Genomic DNA, 17,554 nt, shown 5'->3' with positions numbered 1-17,554 from the left:
CGGGTCGCCTTGCCAAGATCGGGACACTTAGGTAAGCCTAACCTTAACGACGACGCGTTCGGTAGCCCACACAGGGGTCGCAAACGAGCGCCGCACCTGGAGGACGCCATGTCTGTTCCCACTGAGGCCAACGCCGGGCGTACCCATGTCTCTTCCCGACGACCGCAGACCGCCGAGCGCGCCCGCACCCTGGCCGCCTTCGCCGGCTCCGCCACCCTGGAGTTGCCCGGCGACCGGGAGGAACAGGTGGTCCCGGCCGCCCGGGCCATCGAGCCGGACGGCTCGCTGCTGCTGCTGGTCCCGGGCGAGACCGCAGCGGTCGTGTTGACCTCGCGCGAGGACGTGGCCGCGGTGCTGCACCTGGTGGACGTCGCGCCGGTGGCCGTGCCGCACCGGGTCCGGGCGCACTGCTGGATCGCGGGCTGGCTGACCATCCCCACCGGCACCGACGCCGAGCGGGCCGCCACCCGGCTGGCCGAGTCGGTCCCCGACCCCACCGCTTCGCCGCGGCCGGGCACCATCGTGCGCCTGGAGGTGGGCGAAGTACTGGTCGACGACCTGTGGGGCACCGGGCACGTCGAGCCGGAGGAGTACGCCGACGCCGAGCCCGACCCGCTGGCCGGCCACGAGGCCGAGCTGCTCCAGCACCTGGCCGCCGCGCACGGCGACGACCTGTGCCGACTGGCGAGCCTGGCGGGTGCGCCGGCCTGCGACGAGCGGGTCGCGCCGGTGTCGCTGGACCGGCACGGCATCCGGCTGCGCACCGGTGGGCCGGAGCGTACGTGTGACGTCCGGTTCGAGTTCGAGACGCCGGTCTCGGGTCCGATGCAACTGGGCGAGGCGCTGCGTCGCTTGCTGCACGGGGCGCACGGGCAGGCGTGATTCGGAGCCGGTCGTGTCCGAGCGGCTCTCGGTCGCTTCCCCTGTGTCGCATGATGCGTCCTCGGGTGGGCAGTCTCCCGGTCCGGAGGCGGTCGTGCGCGGTCGCGGTGCGCCGGACCCCCGGCCACGTCGCGGTGTGCCGTGTCGGATGCCCGGGACCGACTAACGTTTCCGGTCGCGGCACCGGGTGGCGATCCACCCGGGCGGATCGCCACGGCGGACCGGGCACGAGACCGTCGGCGCGGGACGACCACATCGCGGACGGCGGAAGGGATCACACGGGGTGTCGGAGCAACATTCGCGGCACAGGCCGGAGGAGCCGGCGGAAGACGGCCGCGACCATCCGAACCCCCGCGCACCCTGGGAGCCGGAACCCCGACCGGCGCCCCGATCCGGGGCCAGCCCTTGGCAGGACCGGCTGCGCACCCAATTGCGATTCAGCGGCCACACCGCGAGCATCCCGATCGTGCCCGCCCCGGAGAAGCCGGAGGCCGGCCCCTCGGTCCCGCGTGTGCTCGACCTCGCGCTGCGCACCGGCGAACTGTTGCTCGCCAGCGGCGAGGGCGGCGAGGACGTCGAGGCGGCGATGCTCGGCATCACCGACGCGTACGGCCTGGAACGCTGCCAGCCCAATGTGACCTTCGTCGCGATCACGCTGTCCTACCAGCCGTCCCTGGTCGAGCCGCCGGTCACCGGCGAACGCGTGGTCCGCCGCCGCGCGGTGGACTACACCCGGCTCGACGAGGCGCACCAATTGGTCTCGGACATCACCGGCGCCGAATTGACCCTGGAGGAGGCGTACCACCGGCTCGCCGACATCCGCCGCAACCGACACCCCTACCCGCGCAACCTGTTGCTGCTGTCGGCCGGCCTGATCGCGGCCTTCGCCAGCGTCATGGTCGGCGGCGGGGTGATCGTGGCCATCGCGGCCTGCGTCGCGGCGCTGATCGGCGAGCGGCTGGCGCAGTTGCTCGCCGACCGAGGAGTCCCGGAGTTCTACCAGTTCGTGCTCGCCTCGATGCCGGCCGCGGCGATCACGGTGACGATGATCAAGCTCGGCGTCGGAATCAATCCGTATGCCGTGGTCACCGGCGGGCTGTTCGCGCTGCTGCCCGGGCGGGCCCTGGTGGCCGCGGTCCAGGACGGGCTGACCGGCTTCTACATCACCGCCGCGGCCCGGTTGCTGGAGGTCTTCTACCTCATCGTCGGCATCATCGTCGGCATCTCCATCGTGATCTACATCGGCGACCAGGTCGGCGTGAAGTTCAACGTCGAAGGCACGTTCAACCTCAACGCCAACCCTCGCGCGGTGCAACTCCTCGCGGCGGGCGGGGTGTCGATGACCTTCGCGGTCCTGGTCCAGGTGCGGCGGGTGCTGCTGCCGGTCGCGGCGGCGGGCGGCGCGGTCGGCTGGGCGGTGTTCCAGGTGCTGCGCGAGGCGGGCGCCGCACCGGTGCTCGCGACCGCCGTCGCCACGGGACTGCTCGGGCTGCTCGGACAGTTGCTCGCCCGGTGGCACGGGACGTCGGCGCTGCCGTACGTGATCCCGGCGATCGGCCCGATGCTCCCCGGCAGCGCGATGTACCAGGGCATGCTGGGGCTGGCCCTCGGCCACACCGACAGCGGCTGGCGCAGCCTGGTCAACGCGGCGTCCCTGGCCCTGGCCCTCGCGGCGGGCGTCAACGTCGGCTCCGAGGCCGCCCGCTTCGTCCTCCCCTCCCCACCGCCACGCACGGGCCGCGAAATGCGCCCGGCCTCCAAGCGCACGCGGGGGTTCTGAGCGAGGCGGGGCCGGTGGGGGTGGCAGGGCGCTTCCCGGGTGCGCGGTGCTTTCCGGATGCGCTTCGCTTGATGAGGGCGGGGCACGCGGCGCTTCTCGGGTGCGCTCGGTGAGGGCGAAGGTCGGTGGGTCTCCCGAGGGCGTTCGCGCGGGACGGAGCCCGTCGGGGCGGAGCATGTCGCGCCTTCCGAGGGCGCTCGACCCCCGCACCGCGCCCCGGGCCCGCCCTCCACCGATCGGCACCCGGCGGGTCGTGCCGCCTCGGTGCCGTCTGCGGCGGATCGAGGATCGGGGGCGGGGGTGATCCGTGCGCCGTGCCCCGCTCCATCGTCCGGGCCGGGTCGGCGTGGGTGGTGGGAACGACGTGAGGGGCGGGGGCGTTCGGGGTTTGGGTCGGTGGTTGGATTTGCCGCCTCGGGTCGATGACGGGGTCCGGGTCGCCGGACGGGCAAGAAGCATGGAGGCTCCGTATGCCGGACGCGCAAGCATCCACCGGGCCGCTCGCCGCGCTGCGTACGTGGTCGCCGCCGAACGGGACGGACGTTCGCGCGGTCGTCCTGGTCCTGCCCGGCGGTCGCGCCCGCAGTCGGCAACCCGCGTCGACCCGCAATCTGGCCTATCGCCGGATGGTCCCGATCGCCCGGGGCATCCATCGGGCGACCCGCGCCGAGGGCGCCGCGACCTGGCTGCTGCGCTACCGGGTGCGCGGTTGGAACGAGCCCGATCGCGATCCGGTCCAGGACGCGTGGTGGGCGCTCGACGGCATCCGCGCCCGTTATCCGCGCGCCGAGGTCACCCTGGTCGGCCACTCGATGGGCGGCCGTACCGCGTTGCGCGTGGCCGAGCACGAGAGTGTGCGCACGGTCTGCGCACTCGCGCCGTGGATCGAGGACGACGAGCCGTACGCACACCTGGCCGGCCGGGACGTGGTGATCGTGCACGGCACGGCCGACCACACCACCAGCCCGAAGTCCTCGCACCGCTACGCGCTGGCCGCCCGGGAGGTCTCCGAGCGGGTCTGCCGCTTCGAACTCCCGGACGGCCACGCGATGATGCGTCGGGCCCCGACCTGGACCGAGCTGATCCGCCGCACCGTGGTGGGCTCCGTCACCGGGACACCGGACCCCGGGATAGCCCGGGCGATGACCGCGCCGGACCCGGACGGGCTGCGCGCGATGGTGAGTTGACCCCGACGCCGGGCACGCGGCCCGATGCGCCGATCCCGCTCACTCGGTACCGATCGCGGTGAGCACGTCGGCACGGGCCGCGGTACGCGCCGGCCAGACCGCCGCGACGATGCCGACGCCCACCCCGAGGGCGAGGAATCCGCCGACCCCGGCCCACGGGACGACCAGAACCAGATTCGGCACCTTGCCCCGCAGCGGGCCCAGGATGCCCCAGGCCAAAAACGTGCCCACGGCCACCCCGAGTACCGCGCCGAAGACCGAGATCACCATCGATTCGAGTCGGACCATGGTGCGGACCCGCGAGCGGTCCAGGCCGATCGCGCGCAACATCCCGATCTCGCGCCGGCGTTCGAAGACCGACATGGCCAATGTGTTGATCACGCCGAGTACGGCGATCAGCACGGCCATCGCGAGCAGCCCGTACATGATGTTGAGCAACAGGTCGACGCTGCGGCTGATGGACTGCCGGATGTCGGCACGGTCCTCGACCGTGATCAACGGGTTGTCGCCGATCGCCCGCTCGATCGCGCGGGTGGTCCGCGCGTCGTCGCCGGTGGCGGTCCGCACCATGATCGACCGGATGTCGCGGTGGGCGGAATGCGCCCGCACGAGCGCGGCCGGCACGGTGACCTTGGTCAACTGTTCGAGGTCGCCGTGGAATCCGCCGATGGTGACGCGACCTCGGGTGCCGTCGGGGTAGTCGATCGGGACCACGGATCCGATCCGCCAACCGCGCTGCTTCGCGGTGTCCGCCGTGACCAGGATCTCGCCTCGGCGCAGCGCCGCCGCGGCGTCCGCCGTGCCGCCGAGGTTGAGCAGTTGTTCGATCCCCTTCGGGTCCACCCCGATCACCGCGGCGTTGCGGCCGTCCAACGTCACCGTGTCCCGGAGCAGCGGCGACATCGCGGTGACACCCGGCACCCGGGCGACGGTGTCGAGCACGCTCGAGTCGACGGGCGCGCCGTTGACCGTCCGGATCCGGTAGTCGGCGGCGACCTCGGCGATCGCCCGCTCCTCGACGGCCTGCCGGATCGACGCGCCGAGCATGGTCAGACCGGCGATCAGGGACAGCCCGATGGTCAGCGCCGACGCGGTGGCGGCGGTACGGCGGGGATTGCGAACGGCGTTGCGGCGGGCCAGTCGACCGGCCACGCCGAACGGCCGGTCCAGGAACGGCGCGCTCACCCCGACCACCGGCCGGGACAGCAGCGGGGTGAGCAGCAGGATGCCGACCAGGACCAGGAACACCCCGGCGGCCACCGGCACTCGGCCGCTGTCGGCGGCGGTGGAACGGCCGTACACGGTGAGCGCCACACCGGCGGCCGTCACCAGCGCGCCCATGACGCTGCGACCACGCAGGCCGCTGCGGCCGGCGGGTTGTTCGACGGTGTTCAGTGCGGCGACCGGCGGGATCCGGGATGCCCGCCGGGCCGGCATCCAGGCCGCGAGCAGGGTGACCCCGCAACCCACGAGCAGCGCCACCAGGATCGAGCGACTCTCGACGATCAGCGGGCCGGCGGGCAGGTGTGCGCCGGACCGTTCCAGCAGCGACCGCAGGGCGCCCGCGAGCGCGATCCCGGCGCCGAGGCCGAGCAGCGACGCGGCCATGGCGACCGCCGCCGCCTCGCAGAGCACGATCCGGGTGACCTGTCCGCGTCGGGCGCCGACCGCGCGCAACAGGGCCAGTTCGCGGGTGCGTTGGGCGACCAGCATGGTGAAGGTGTTGGCGATGATGAACGTGGCGACGAACAGCGCGATGCCGGCGAACGCGAGCAGCGCGATGGTCATCTGCCGAGTGCCGGCCTCGATCTGGTCCACCTGCTCTCGGGCGAGCGCCCGCCCGGATTCCACCCGCAGGTTGTCGGCGCGGGGCAACACCCGCGCGGCCGCGTCGCGCAGCGCCGTCTCGCTCGTACCCGGGGCCGCGGTCAGGTCGATCTCGCCGTACCGGCCGGGCAGCGACAACAGTCGCTGCGCGGTCGCGGTGTCGAACAGGACCAGCGAACCGCCCGCCGACACCCTCGGGTCGTCGGTCCCGAACACGCCGGTCAGCCGGGTCTCCACCATCGGGCCACTCAGCGCGACGCGCACGGTGTCGCCGACCCGGAAGCCGGCGCCATCCGCGGTCCGCGCGTCCACCGCGATCTCGCGGCCGTTCGCCGGCCCACGCCCGGCCCGCATCGGAAAGCGCGGGTCGGCTCCGTCGCCGGTCGGCACGAAGTTGGTCCCGAAGGTGGTCCACCCGGACCCGAGCAGGTCGCCGTCGCGATCCACCACACCGGTGAAGCCCTCCAGCACGCCCCGCGCCCGCGCGACGCCCGGCAGCGCGCGCAGGCGGGCGAGGGTGTCCTCGGTCAGCGCCGGGTCCGGGCGGCCGTGCTCTCGGGATCCGGTGCGGTCCACGTTCTCGTCGATCACCGCGACGGAAACGTCGGCGAAGCTCTTGGAGGCGGTGTTCTTGAACGCCCGGCCCAACGTGTCCGACAAGACCAGCGTGCCGGCGACGAACGCGACCCCGAGCAGCACGGCGACGGCGGTCATCGCCAATCTGGCCTTGTGCGCGACGACATTGCGCAGAGCGAAACGAAACATGGGCAGCCCCCGGGAGACCGAACCGAGCAATGGGATGCCGCCATCCTCGGCCGCACCCGCTCCCCGCGTCGTCGCCCACCGGGACGGCGCCCACATACATCCCACGGCCTTTCCCCACTCACCGGATACCCTCCCGACGGACCCGAGGTCCCCCACACGGCCGACGGCACGAGGCAACGCGTGGCGGGATCTCCCCACTCGGCGGTACGAACGAATCCCGCGGCGGTGCGACGTGGGCGGGTGGCGGCCCGACTGGGCGCAATGCGGGCCGGCGCGGAAGCGACCCGGATGCGCGCGACGCCGGCGGGCGCGGGTGGCAGGCGTGGCGCGGACGAGTGGACGCGGGACCGACAGGCACGGTGCGGCACGGGCGAACTCGCGCACAGACCTCGACCCGACGCCCGCAGGTGCGGGGGGTGTCGCGGCGCCGGCTGGTGGCCTCCTCGGGGCCACATGTGGGCGGCCTCCCCGCGCGCACACGATGGCGGCCATCCCGGCGTACTTGGTTGCCCGTACGCCGGCCCGGGGCGGTACGACGCGGCCATGCCCGCTCGGCTCGGCCCGGTCGGCAGTGCGCCGATGCGGGGCCGGTGGTGGGTTATTCGGCGGTGGGGGTGGGGTTGGTGAGGCGGGACCTGGTCCACGTTGCGATGTCTGCGTAGCGAGCTTCGGCGCCGTGGCGGGTGGGTTCGTAGTAGGTGCGGCCGTGGATGGCGTCGGGGGCGTATTGCTGGGCCGCCACGCCGCCGGGGACGTCGTGGGGATAGACGTAGCCCTGCGCGTGGCCGAGTTTGGCGGCGCCCTTGTAGTGGCCGTCGCGCAGGTGCGGCGGCACCGGACCGGCCAGGCCCTTGCGGACGTCGCCGAGTGCGGCGTCGATCGCCAGATAGGCCGCGTTCGACTTCGGCGCCAGGGCCAGGTGGATGGTCGCCTGGGACAGCGTGATCCGGGCTTCGGGGAAGCCGATCAGCGCGACCGCCTGCGCGGCGGCGACCGCGACCTGCAGCGCGGTCGGATCGGCCATCCCGATGTCCTCGCTCGCCGAGATCATCAGCCGCCGGGCGATGAAGCGCGGGTCCTCCCCCGCATCGATCATTCGGGCCAGGTAGTGCAGCGCCGCGTCCACATCGGAGCCCCGAATCGACTTGATCAACGCGCTCGCCACGTCGTAGTGCTGGTCCCCGTCCCGGTCGTACCGCACCGCCGCCCGGTCCACCGCGCTCTCCAGCGTGGTCAGCGTGATCGTGGCCTCGCCCTTGTCGGCCGCCGATCCCGCCCCCGCCTCCAACGCGGTCAGGATCCGTCGGGCGTCACCGCCCGCGATGCGCAGCAGGTGCTCCTCGGCGTCCGGGTTCAGAGTGAGCGTGCCGTTGAGTCCGCGTTCGTCGACGAGCGCGCGGTGCACCACCTCGCGCAGGTCGTCGTCGGTCAGCGACTCCAGGGTCAGCAGCAACGAGCGGGAGAGCAGGGGGCTGATGATCGAGAAGTATGGATTCTCCGTCGTCGCCGCGATCAGCGTCACCCATCGGTTCTCCACCGCGGGAAGCAGCGAGTCCTGCTGGGCCTTGGAGAAGCGGTGGATCTCGTCCAGGAACAACACCGTGTCGCGGCCCTGCGCACCGGCCTGCCGACGCGCGTCCTCGATCACCGCGCGCACTTCCTTGACGCCCGCGGTGATCGCGGACAACTCGACGAAACGCTGCTTGGTGACGTGGCTGACCACGTAGGCGAGCGTGGTCTTGCCGGTGCCGGGCGGCCCCCACAGGATCACCGAGGACGGCGCGGTGACCCGGCTCTCCGACGACACCAACCGGCGCAGCGGCGACCCCTCACCCAACAGGTGCCGTTGACCGACCACCTCGTCCAGGTCGCGCGGCCGCATCCGCACGGCGAGCGGCGCGAGCGAGGGGTCCTTGGCCTGCCGGGCCTCGGCGGCAGCGGTGAAGAGATCGGAATCCACCCTCCGACCCTAACCCTCACCACCGACTCCCGAACGGCCCGGGACGCGCCCCGGAGCACCCACCGCCGACCCCCCTCGACACGACCGTCGTCGCCGTGCGGGGCTCCGCCGTGCCGAGAGACGGTCGGCGCGCCCCATCGCGCGACGCCTCCCCCTCGGCTGCCCGTGCCCCGGCCCGCCGCCGGTACCACGAGCCGAGGTGGCGCCGACACCTCGACCATGGCGCAGGCGTCGACTACCACCACCCGCCGGGCCACCGTCCCTCACCCGCCCAGGTCACCTACCGCCGCCCGGCCCGAATCACCGGCGAGGACCCCGCGTCAGCGAAGCACTCCCGCGGCCTTCGCGGTCTGGAGCCATTCGGGGAATTCGTTCATCAGGTTGTCGAACAGTTCGCTGTCGGGCATGCGCCTCGGATCCGCGCCGGCCTCGAAGAAGCCCGCGTTGTCGACCACGCGGTACTTGGGCGCGGGCAGGTCGTCCAGTCGGTGCAGGAAGCGGAATTCGTCCCGGCCGAAGCCGATGAACTGCCAGAAGATCGGCAGTTCGGCCGCCTTGCAGATGGCCTTCTCCGCGGCCTTGGCGTTGTTCGGCGCCCCGTCCGTCTGGAAGATCACGAAGGCCGGGTCGGTCGCGCCACACGAGCGATAGTGCGCGATCACCGCCTCCATCGCGGACACGTAGTCCGTGGTGCCCATGTGGCCGAGCTTCTTGTGCAGCGCGGCGATCCGGCCACCGTAGTTGTCCAGCGAGATCTCCTCGGCCCGGTACGCCTTCGTGTCGAAGAAGATCACCGGCACCGTGCCGTCGTCGTCGAAGTGCGCGGCTGCGGCCAACACCCGGTCGGCGAGCGCCTGCACGCTGCCGTTCTTGTAGAACGGCGCCATGCTGCCGGAGCGGTCGAGCACCAGGTAGACCGCGGCGCGCACACCCGCCAGCCGGTTCTTCTCCAGGCTGACCCCGGCCGCCTTGTAGAGGCTGACCAACCCCGGTGCGGAGCGTTCGATCTTGTCGAGGGAGACCGCCGAGCCGCTGCCGCTGCGCACGGTGGCCGAGGGTGCGGTGGCGGGCGGCGCGGCAGCCGCCGACGGGTCCGGCTTCGACTTCTTGCGACCGAACAGCGAGAAGGGCATGGCGAGGGCTCCCAGCAGTCGAGCGAGTCGGGTTGCCGCCCCCTCGCGGGGGCTTCACCGGCCCACGCTCCCAGATCGGACACCCCCACGAACAGGGGCAGATCCCTCATGAATCGGCCATGTCACACCCGATCCGCCGCTCCCGCACCTGGGCCGCGGTCAGCCCGGGCGGCACCACCACGACATCGCCGACATCCCCGGCCCACATCACCTGCGGACCGAACGCCTCAGCCAGCGCCGCCACCGCCCGCTCCGCCGCGCCCGCCCCCGGGGCCCGGAAGGTCAGCCCGGACGCCGGCTCGTCGGCCCCGATCCGCTTGCGCTCCCCCGCGACCGCGACCGCGAACCCGCCCAGGTGGTCGCCATCGGCCGACCCCGGCCGCGCCGGCAACGGATCCGGCACCTCCGCGCCGTCGACCCACAGGGTGAACCAGCAACGCGCGGACAGCCCTTCGCCACGCAACACCGCCAGCACGTCGCCGACTCCCGGATAGGACGCGGCGCGCGCCTCCTCCAGCAGGTCGGCCGGCACCGGCGTGCCGAACGACTCGACGAACTCCAGGCCACCCTCGCCATCGGTGAACCAGCGCAGCGGATTGATGTGCACGGTGTGGCTCATGCGACCTCCCCTTTCGAGCCTTTCGAGTCCCGACCTCGACCCACCCCAGCATCTCGCTCGGCTCCGACATGTGCACCGACCGCAACAGCCGCACCGCCCCCACCCGTTCCGCCACCACGCACATCGTCGACAACCGGCCCGTCGATGCCCGACCCGTCGACGCGGGTTCCACCGGAACCCGTCCCACCGTCGCCGAGCGATCCACCCGACACCCCTCCCGGCGGCGCGCCTCCCCGTTCCACCACCACCGCCGCCGTCCGCCGTCGCCGCGACGCGAAGAACCACTCCTGCCATTCCCGCGTGCCCTCGATCGCCTGTACCCGCGTCATCGCGTACAACCGGGTCGGCGGTGATCCGCGATAGCGCAGGTTGGCGAGCGTCCCGTCCGGCTCGGCCAGAAAGCGCACGATGGCGCCCTGCGTCCAGCCGCGCCCCAGCACGATGGACCGCGTCACGTACTCCGCCGGCACCCGTCGCTTCGCCAGCTCCACCGCCATGTCGGCCTCCCGAGGTCGTGCGAACCGGCCCTGCACCGGCTCGACTTCCAAGGTAGGCAGACTCGGATCCGCCCGCTCGAACCCTGTGCAGAAGCGTTTCGGCTACTCCATCGAATCGACAATTCCGGTAACGCCGAAGGGCGGCCGAGCCTGTGGCTCGGCCGCCCTGATCCCCGCTGAAGACGCGGGGAAAGCTCCTACTTCGACTGTCCGACGCTCCCGCGAGAGTTACGCCGTCTTCTCCGTGCCCTCGCCCTTGTCCGCCTTGCCGCCCTCACCGGCACCGGGCTTCGGCTTCGCGTCGATGCCCGCCTCCCGCCGCTGCTGCACCGTGATCGGCGACGGCGCCCCGGTCAACGGGTCCCCACCGGAAGCGGTCTTCGGGAACGCGATCACATCGCGAATGCTGTCGCAGTGGCCCAGCAGCGCCACCAACCGGTCCAGCCCCAACGCGATCCCGCCGTGCGGCGGCGGCCCGTAGGCGAAGGCGTCGAGCAGGAAGCCGAACTGCGACTGCGCCTCCTCCTCCGACATCCCGATCGCTGCGAACGCGCGCTCCTGCACGTCCCGGCGGTGGATACGGATCGAACCGCCACCGATCTCGGTCCCGTTGAGCACGATGTCGTACGCGTTCGACAGCGCCTCGCCCGGGTTCTTGTCGAACCCGTCGAGCCACTCCGCGGTCGGCGCCGTGAAGGGGTGGTGAATCGCGTGCCATCCCTGGTGGTTCCCGGCCGCGTCCTCGATCGGCTCGAACATCGGGAAGTCGACGACCCAGAGGAAGTTCCACTTCGACTCGTCGATCAGCGATCCGCGGCGGGCGATCTCCAACCGGGCCGCGCCCAGCAGTTCGAGCGAGGCGGTACGCCGACCCGCCGCGAAGAAGATGCAGTCGCCCTTGGCCGCACCGGTCGCCTCGACCAGACCGGCCAGGTGCTCCTCGGACAGGTTCTTGGCCACCGGGCCGCGCAGTTCGCCGGTCTCCGCGTCGACCAGCACGTAGGCGAGCCCGCGCGCGCCGCGCGCCTTGGCCCAGTCCTGCCAGCCGTCCAGCTCCTTGCGGGTCTGCGCGGCGCCGCCGGGCATCACCACCGCGCCGGTGAACTCGGCCTGGAACACCCGGAAGGAGGTGCCCTCGAAGTAGGCCGTCAGGTCGACCAGTTCGCAGCCGAAGCGGGTGTCCGGCTTGTCCGAGCCGTAGCGCGCCATCGCCTCGGCGTAGGGCAGTCGGGGCAGCGGCAGCGCGATCTCCACGCCGTGCACCTCGCGCCACACCCGCGCGATCAGCTTCTCGGTCAGCGCCAGGACGTCCTCGGCGTCGCAGAAGGACATCTCGACGTCCAACTGGGTGAACTCGGGCTGCCGGTCGGCCCGGAAGTCCTCGTCCCGGAAGCAGCGCGCGATCTGGTAGTAGCGCTCCATGCCGGCCACCATGAGCAGCTGCTTGAACAGCTGCGGCGACTGCGGCAGCGCGTACCACGAGCCCGGCTGGAGCCGCACCGGCACCAGGAAGTCGCGGGCGCCCTCGGGTGTGGACCGGGTCAGGTAGGGCGTCTCGATGTCGAGGAAGTCGTGGTCCTCCATGACCTCGCGGATCACCCGGGTCACCTTGGAGCGCAGCCGCAGGTTGCGCGCCATCGGTGCGCGGCGCAGGTCGAGGTAGCGGTGCTTGAGCCGCACCTCCTCGTTGACCGCGCCCGGCGTGTACTCCTCGATCGGGAAGGGCAGCGGCGCCGCCTCCGAGAGGATCTCGAAGTCGTCCACGACGACCTCGATCGCACCGGTGGGGATCTCGGTGTTCTCGTTGCCGTCCGGGCGCACCCGCACATCGCCGGTGATCTTCACGCAGAACTCGGAGCGCAGGTTGTGCACGGTCTCCAGGTCGCGGAAGACCACCTGTACGGTGCCCGACGCGTCCCGCAGGTCCACGAACGCCACGCCGCCGTGGTCGCGCCGCCGGGCCACCCAGCCGGCGAGCGTCACGGTGTGGCCGGCGTGCTCGGCGCGGAGCGTACCGGCGTCATGGGTGCGGATCACTGAAGCTTCTCCTTCAAGACGGTGACGACCCGGTCGAGCGGAACCGGGGTCTGGTCCCCGTTCGACAGGTCCTTGATCTGGGCGACGCCCTCGGTGAGGTCACGATCGCCGACGACGATGGCGTAGCGGGCGCCGGATTGCGACGCGGCCTTCATGGCGCCCTTGAGCTTCTTCCCGCCGAAGGCCATGTCGGCGGGGATGTCCTCGATCCGCAGCTGGGTGATCATGCCGAAGACCGCGCGCCGGGCCGCGTCGCCGATCGCGACGCCGTAGACGTCGCAGTCCGCCGGGGTCTCCACGGCCTGGCCCTCGGCCTCCATCGCGAGCATCGTGCGGCCGATGCCCAGAGCCCAGCCCACCGAGGGCAGGTCGGGGCCGCCCAGATCCTCGGACAGGCCGTCGTAGCGCCCGCCGCCACCGATCGCCGACTGCGCGCCGAGCCCGTCGTGCACGAACTCGAACGTGGTGCGGTTGTAGTAGTCGAGGCCGCGAACCAGCCGGGGCGTGTCCTCGTAGGCGATCTCCAGCTCGTCGAGCATGCCGCGCACGAACGTGTGGTGTTCGGCGCACGCCGCGCACAGGTGGTCGGTGATCAGCGGGGCGTCCGCGATCATCGCCTGCACCTCGGGCCGCTTGTCGTCGAGCACGCGCAGCGGGTTGATCTCGATCCGCGCGTGCGTCTCCGCGTCCAGGTCGAGTGCGCGCAGGAACTCCTGGAGCTTGGCCCGGTAGACCGGCCGGCACTCGCGGCAGCCGAGCGAGTTGAGCAGCAGCCGGAAGTCGCGCAGGCCCAGCTTCATGAAGCCCTCGGCGGCGAGCGCGATCATCTCGACGTCGACCAGCGGGTCGTCGCTGCCGATCGCCTCGGCGCCGACCTGGGTGAACTGGCGGGTGCGGCCGGCCTGCGGGCGCTCGTAGCGGTAGTACGAGCCGAAGTACCACAGCTTGACCGGCAGGCGGCCGGCGTACAGGTTGTGCTGGAGCACCGAGCGCATCACGGCCGCGGTGCCCTCGGGGCGCAGCGTGAGCGAACGGCCGCCGCGGTCCTCGAAGGTGTACATCTCCTTGGTCACGATGTCGGTGGACTCGCCGACGCCGCGCAGGAAGAGGCCGGTCTCCTCGAAGGTGGGGGTCTCGATGTACTGGAAACCCGCGTCGCGCAGCTCCAAGCCGAACTGGATCCGGATCCGGTTGAACGTCTCCGAGTACGGCGGAAGCATGTCGAAGGTGCCCTTGGGGGCGTTGAAGGTACTCACGGTATGAAAATCCGTCACATTCCTCGGTGCGGTCCCGCGGGCGGCGTCAGCTCTTGCAGATAAGGGTTGCTCGCACGCTCGCGGCCGATCGTCGTCTGGGGGCCGTGGCCGGACAGGACGACGGTCTCGTCCGGCAGGGGCAGACACACCCGGGACAACGAGCGCAAGATCTGCGCGTGGTCGCCGCCGGGCAGGTCGGTGCGTCCGATGGAGCCGGCGAACAGTAGGTCACCCGAGTACAGGATGGGCGGGATGTCCGCGCTCCCCTGGGTGCCGAAGGCCACCGACCCCTGTGTATGGCCGGGCGCATGATGGACCGTCAGTTCGAGGCCGGCGAGGTCGAGCACGGCGCCGTCGGTGAGCAGGCGCACGTCCTCGGGTTCGGTGAACGTCATCCCGCCGAACAGCTGTTGCCCCACGCCGAGCGACAGACCCTTGGCCGGGTCGGAGAGCATGTCGCGGTCGTCCGGGTGGATCCACGCGGGCACCTTGTGCTCGGCGCAGACCGGCACCACGGAGAACATGTGATCGATGTGTCCGTGGGTCAGCACGACGGCCACCGGGCGCAGCCGGTGCTCGCGGATGATGTCCTGCACGCCGTCGAACGCGTCCTGCCCGGGGTCGACGATGACGCATTCCTCGCCGGCGGCAGGGGCGACCACGTAACAGTTGGTCTGGAAGGACCCTGCGGGGAACCCGGCGACGATCACGTTCGTCCTCTCGGTCTCGGGGTCTTCCGGCGGCGGGGCAAGCACGGAAGTATGCGGCGGACGTGGGAATCAGGTACGAGACTACCGGCGCGCGGGGGCGGATCGCGAACCGGTTCAGGGGGTGCGTGCCTAGACTGTGCGCGAGCTGCGGTCGGTTCCGAGGCTGCGGGATCACCGCAGGTCGGGACCGGTGCATGGATCCCGTCACGGCATCGGGAGCCCTCCTCCGGCCCTCGTCCGGCCGTCGGGCGTCCGGGTCGAGTTCATCCGCATCGAGTCCGTCATCGAGTCCGTTCGAATCCAGGAGAGCACGCGGTGGTCACCAAACAGCAGCGCCAGCGGCAGCTCGCGCGCGAGAAGTTCGAGCGCCAGCAGCAACGACGCGGGACCGCACAGGCACGTCGGCGCCGGCGCAACCAGGTCATCGCAGCGGTCGCGGCGGTGGTCGTGGTGGCCGGTGGCGGGGCGTGGCTCGCGGTGGCGGCGAGTGACGACGACGACAAGTCGACGAACGCGAGTGCGTCGAACACGCCGACCACGCAGCCCTCGGCGCCACAGTCGCCGACCCCCAACGCCAAGCCGAAGACGTGTGCGGCGCCGGCTCCGGGTGAGCCGACGAAGGAGCAGTTCGGCACCGAGCCGGCCATGTCGATCGACACCAACGCGGCGTACACGATGACCCTCAAGACCACGTGTGGCGAGGTGAAGGTGGCGTTGGAGGCGGCGAAGGCGCCGCACACGGTGAACTCGTTCGCGTTCCTGGCGGGCAAGAAGTTCTTCGACCACACCAAGTGCCACCGGTTGACCACGGGCGGTCTGGCCGTGCTCCAGTGCGGCGACCCGACCGGAACGGGCACCGGCGGTCCCGGCTACAAGTTCGTCGACGAGAATCTCGGTACGGCGGGCCCGGACGGTTCGGCGTCCTACCCGGCCGGCACCGTCGCGATGGCGAATTCGGGGCCGGGCACCAACGGAAGCCAGTTCTTCCTGGTGACCGGGGACAGCAAGCTGCCGCCGAACTACACCCCGTTCGGCAAGGTCACCGGTGGGATGGACGTGCTGACGAAGATCGCCGCCGCGGGCACCGAGGACGGCGGCAGCGACGGTGCGCCGCACGAGAACGTGGTCCTCGACAGCGTGACCGTGGCCAAGTAGCAACCGACCGGACGCATGTTCCACGGCGACTCCCGGGGCACGGCCCGGCCCGCGCCCCGGGGTCCTGTGTAAAGTGCGCCGCATTCAGCATCGAAGGAGGCCGCTGTGAGCAGCGACCCGTGGGGCCGCGTGGACGAGCAGGGAAACGTCTTTGTCAAGACGGCGGACGGTGAGCGCTCCGTCGGTTCGTGGCAGGCGGGTTCCCCGGACGAGGCCCTGGCCTACTTCCGGCGCAAGTACGAGGGGCTCGCCGTCGAGGTGGAGTTGCTCGCGCGGCGGGTACGGACCACCGACCTCGCTCCCAAGGACGCCCACCACGCGATCGAGCGCCTGCGCGCGAGCATCGTCGACGCGAACGCGGTCGGCGATCTGGAATCGCTCGTCAAGCGTTTGGACGCGCTGGTGACCGTGGTGGATTCCAAGCGCGAGGAGCGCAAGGCCACCCGCGCCAAGGCACAGGAGGAGGCGCAGGGCGCCAAGGAGCGCATCGTCGCCGAGGCCGAGCAGCTGGGCCAGAGCACGGACTGGCGCCCGGCCGGCGAGCGGCTGCGCGCGCTGGTGGACGCGTGGAAGGCCGTGCCGCGGCTGGACCGCAAGGCCGACGACGAGCTGTGGCACCGGTTCTCGCAGGCCCGGTCCAACTTCGCCAAGCGCCGCAAGGCGCACTTCGCGGAGCTGGACGGGCAGCGCGACAGCGCCAAGCGCGTCAAGGAGAAGCTGGTCGAGGCGGCCGAGGCGCTGTCGACGTCCACCGAGTGGACCGACACCGCGGCGCGCTACCGCGACCTGATGAACGACTGGAAGGCCGCCGGCCGAGCCCAGCGCGACGTCGAGGAAGAGCTGTGGCAGCGCTTCCGGGCCGCGCAGGACGTGTTCTTCGCGGCGCGCAGCGAGGTGTTCGCCGAGCGCGACTCCGAGCAGCGGGAGAACCAGGCCGCGAAGGAGCTGCTGCTCGTCGAGGCCGAGACGATCGTCCCGGTGACGGACGTCAAGGCCGCGCGGGCGGCGCTGCGCTCGATCAACGATCGCTGGGAGGCCATCGGCCACGTCCCGCGCGATGCCCGGCCGAAGATGGAGGCCCGCCTGCAGAGCGTCGAGCGGGCGATCCGCGAGGCCGAGGAAGAGCTGTGGAAGCGGACCAACCCGGAGGCTCGGGCGCGGGCGCAGGCCGCGGTGGATCAGATCCAGGCGTCGATCGACAAGCTGACCCAGCAGGCGGAGAAGGCCCGTGCGGCCGGAAACGAGCGCAAGCTGCGGGAGGCCGAGGAGTCGATCGCGGCGCGCGCGGAGTGGCTGGCCGAGGCGAACAAGGCACTGGCTGAGTTCTCCGGCTGAGCGACACACACGAGGTACGGGCGGACCCGGGTCGGCGACACGCCGACCCGGGTCCGCCCGTTTCCGCACGCCCCGCGCGCTTCCGCGAAGGGTCGAACCGTGCGCGATCGGCTCCACCGAGCCGCCGAACCGGCGCTGCTCGCACCCGATCGCCCGCCGGGCCGGGTCCAGCCGGACCGGACGGTCACGGCGAGCAGTTCGCCGATCCGCAGCGACACACACGGCCGACGACCTCCCCAGCCGCGAGACGGGCGAGCGCGGGACGGGGGTGCGCGGCGACGGACCGGCGCGGGGCGGCCGGGCAAGGGACAGCAGGCGGGCAGGGAACAGTCGGCGGGCCCGGGGCGGGCACTCGCGGAAGGCGGGCGCGGGGCGGGGGTCGCCATGCGGTGTCCGTTGCGGACTCAGGGC

The 17,554-nt window shown here is 71.9% G+C and carries 13 protein-coding genes; 5 read left to right on the top strand and 8 right to left on the bottom strand.

The features are described 5' to 3' along the window. The first annotated feature begins 108 nt into the window (after positions 1 to 108). The 3 genes from A3IC_RS55370 (at position 109) to A3IC_RS0119640 (ending at position 3,849) form a co-directional block, all read left to right on the top strand. Positions 109 to 882: a DUF2470 domain-containing protein gene (locus tag A3IC_RS55370; RefSeq protein WP_020551755.1), complete on the top strand. Its 774-nt coding sequence runs from the start codon at positions 109 to 111 to the stop codon at positions 880 to 882. Positions 883 to 1,348: 466 nt separating this feature from the next. Then, on the top strand, positions 1,349 to 2,662 hold the full coding sequence (locus tag A3IC_RS55365) for a threonine/serine exporter family protein (RefSeq protein WP_245599353.1): 1,314 nt from the start codon (positions 1,349 to 1,351) through the stop codon (positions 2,660 to 2,662). 470 nt (positions 2,663 to 3,132) lie between these two features. Further along, a complete protein-coding gene (locus A3IC_RS0119640) occupies positions 3,133 to 3,849 on the top strand; it encodes an alpha/beta hydrolase (RefSeq protein ID WP_020551753.1) in 717 nt (238 codons plus the stop codon). A 39-nt stretch (positions 3,850 to 3,888) separates the two neighbouring features. On the opposite strand, the gene A3IC_RS0119635 is transcribed toward A3IC_RS0119640, so the two are convergent. The 8 genes from A3IC_RS0119635 to A3IC_RS0119600 all read right to left on the bottom strand — a co-directional run bounded on the left by A3IC_RS0119635 (position 3,889) and on the right by A3IC_RS0119600 (position 14,653). Then, positions 3,889 to 6,441: an ABC transporter permease gene (locus A3IC_RS0119635; protein WP_020551752.1), complete on the bottom strand. Its 2,553-nt coding sequence runs from the start codon at positions 6,439 to 6,441 to the stop codon at positions 3,889 to 3,891. 598 nt (positions 6,442 to 7,039) lie between these two features. Continuing rightward, positions 7,040 to 8,401 carry a replication-associated recombination protein A gene (locus tag A3IC_RS0119630; protein WP_020551751.1) on the bottom strand — a complete coding sequence of 454 codons (1,362 nt, stop codon included), beginning with the start codon at positions 8,399 to 8,401 and terminating at the stop codon, positions 7,040 to 7,042. A gap of 320 nt (positions 8,402 to 8,721) precedes the next feature. Further along, on the bottom strand, positions 8,722 to 9,534 hold the full coding sequence (locus A3IC_RS0119625) for a vWA domain-containing protein (RefSeq protein ID WP_020551750.1): 813 nt from the start codon (positions 9,532 to 9,534) through the stop codon (positions 8,722 to 8,724). A 106-nt stretch (positions 9,535 to 9,640) separates the two neighbouring features. Continuing rightward, complete coding sequence (locus A3IC_RS66775; RefSeq protein WP_020551749.1) at positions 9,641 to 10,153, bottom strand: hypothetical protein; 513 nt, start codon at positions 10,151 to 10,153, stop codon at positions 9,641 to 9,643. Further along, positions 10,150 to 10,650, bottom strand: a complete 501-nt coding sequence (locus tag A3IC_RS0119615; protein WP_158696012.1) for a hypothetical protein — start codon at positions 10,648 to 10,650, stop codon at positions 10,150 to 10,152. The genes A3IC_RS66775 and A3IC_RS0119615 overlap by 4 nt, the downstream gene beginning before the upstream one ends. Before the next feature lie 228 nt (positions 10,651 to 10,878). Further along, positions 10,879 to 12,687 (bottom strand): aspartate--tRNA ligase, encoded by a 1,809-nt coding sequence (aspS, locus tag A3IC_RS0119610; RefSeq protein ID WP_020551748.1) that lies wholly within the window; start codon positions 12,685 to 12,687, stop codon positions 10,879 to 10,881. After that, on the bottom strand, positions 12,684 to 13,943 hold the full coding sequence (gene hisS, locus A3IC_RS0119605) for a histidine--tRNA ligase (RefSeq protein WP_020551747.1): 1,260 nt from the start codon (positions 13,941 to 13,943) through the stop codon (positions 12,684 to 12,686). The genes aspS and hisS overlap by 4 nt, the downstream gene beginning before the upstream one ends. A gap of 14 nt (positions 13,944 to 13,957) precedes the next feature. After that, a complete protein-coding gene (locus A3IC_RS0119600; protein ID WP_020551746.1) occupies positions 13,958 to 14,653 on the bottom strand; it encodes an MBL fold metallo-hydrolase in 696 nt (231 codons plus the stop codon). A gap of 315 nt (positions 14,654 to 14,968) precedes the next feature. Here A3IC_RS0119600 and A3IC_RS0119595 point away from each other — a divergent pair, with 315 nt between their 5' ends. Next, complete coding sequence (locus tag A3IC_RS0119595; RefSeq protein ID WP_020551745.1) at positions 14,969 to 15,808, top strand: peptidylprolyl isomerase; 840 nt, start codon at positions 14,969 to 14,971, stop codon at positions 15,806 to 15,808. Positions 15,809 to 15,913: 105 nt separating this feature from the next. Continuing rightward, positions 15,914 to 17,143: a DUF349 domain-containing protein gene (locus A3IC_RS0119590; RefSeq protein ID WP_020551744.1), complete on the top strand. Its 1,230-nt coding sequence runs from the start codon at positions 15,914 to 15,916 to the stop codon at positions 17,141 to 17,143. The last annotated feature ends 411 nt before the right edge of the window (positions 17,144 to 17,554 follow it).

Origin of the sequence: Embleya scabrispora DSM 41855 (genome assembly GCF_000372745.1) — a bacterium.
GTDB lineage: Bacteria > Actinomycetota > Actinomycetes > Streptomycetales > Streptomycetaceae > Embleya > Embleya scabrispora.
This window is presented reverse-complemented; position numbering and strand designations above follow the sequence as displayed.